The organism is Mesorhizobium sp. M2A.F.Ca.ET.067.02.1.1 (assembly GCF_004023285.1).
GTDB lineage: Bacteria > Pseudomonadota > Alphaproteobacteria > Rhizobiales > Rhizobiaceae > Mesorhizobium.
This window is the reverse complement of record NZ_RZSB01001123.1, coordinates 1-1,298: the sequence shown is the minus strand read 5'-3', so window position 1 is coordinate 1,298 and position 1,298 is coordinate 1. Positions and strand designations below refer to the sequence as shown.

General features: G+C 65.6%; 1 protein-coding gene and 1 pseudogene. Both read right to left on the bottom strand.

The features are described from left to right. Positions 1-444, bottom strand: a pseudogene (locus EOA28_RS36025) (CoA-binding protein); the annotation flags it as partial. A gap of 14 nt (positions 445-458) precedes the next feature. Continuing rightward, on the bottom strand, positions 459-1,298 hold an 840-nt coding region (sucC, locus tag EOA28_RS36020; protein ID WP_127251972.1), incomplete at its 5' end, for an ADP-forming succinate--CoA ligase subunit beta.

The window sequence follows — 1,298 nt, the reverse complement described above, 5'->3', positions numbered from 1 at the left end:
AGGATAGATGCTGCCCGGCATGATGCCCATTAGCGCCTGTCCGGGCGTGATGACGCCGGCGCAGTTCGGGCCGACGAGGCGCATGCGGTCCTCGAAGCGGTAGCGGCGCATGTAGCGCTTGACCTGCATCATGTCCTGCGAGGGGATGCCGTCGGTGATGCAGACGCAGAGCTTTATCCCGGCATCCGCCGCTTCCATGATCGAATCGGCGGCGAAGGGCGGCGGCACGAAGACGATGCTCGCCTCGGCGCGGGTCTCGCGCACCGCGCCCTTGACGGTGTTGAAGACCGGCAGGCCGAGATGCATCTGGCCGCCCTTGCCGGGGGTGACGCCGCCGACCAGCTTGGTGCCGTAGCGCTTCATGTCTTCCGCATGGAAGCTGCCGATCTTGCCGGTGAAGCCTTGCACGATGACGCGGGTGCTGCGGTTGAGCAGGATTGCCATTTTCTCGACCTCCCTCAGGCTGCTTTCTTGTTCTTGGTGGCTTCGCGCCAGGCGGCGACGGCCTTTTCGGCGGCCTCGGCCAGCGTGTCGGCGACGATCACCGCCTCGCCGGAGTCGGCCAGGATCTTGCGCCCTTCCTCGACCTTGGTGCCGGAAAGGCGCACCACCAACGGCACGTCGACGCCGACCTCGCGGATCGCCTTGATGACGCCTTCGGCCACCCAGTCGCAGCGGTTGATGCCGGCAAAGATGTTGACCAGGATGGTCTCGACTTGTTTGTCGCCGAGCACGGCGCGGAAGGATTTTGCCACGCGCTCCGGCGAGGCGCCGCCGCCGATGTCGAGGAAGTTGGCCGGCTCGCCGCCGGCGATCTTGATCATGTCCATCGTCGCCATGGCGAGGCCAGCGCCGTTGATGATGCAGCCGATATTGCCGTCCAGACCGACATAGGAGAGGCCGCGGTCGCTGGCGAAGGTCTCGCGCGGGTCTTCCTGGCTTTTGTCGCGCAGCTCGGAGATTTCCGGGCGGCGGAACAGCGCGTTCTCGTCGAACGACATCTTCGCGTCGAGCGCGACCAGGCTGCCGTCGCGCGTGACCACCAGCGGATTGATCTCCAGCATCGAGGCGTCGTAGTCGCGGAACACCTGGTAGCAGCCGAGGATGGTTTCCGTCGCCTTGCCGATCAGGCCGCTTTCGAGCCCGAGGCCGAAGGCGATCTCGCGCGCCTGAAAACCCTGCATGCCGACACCGGGATCGACGGTGGCGCGGATGATGGAATCCGGCTGCTTTTCGGAGATGTCCTCGATCTCCATGCCACCGGCTGCCGACGCCACGATCATGACGCGCTCTTCCTT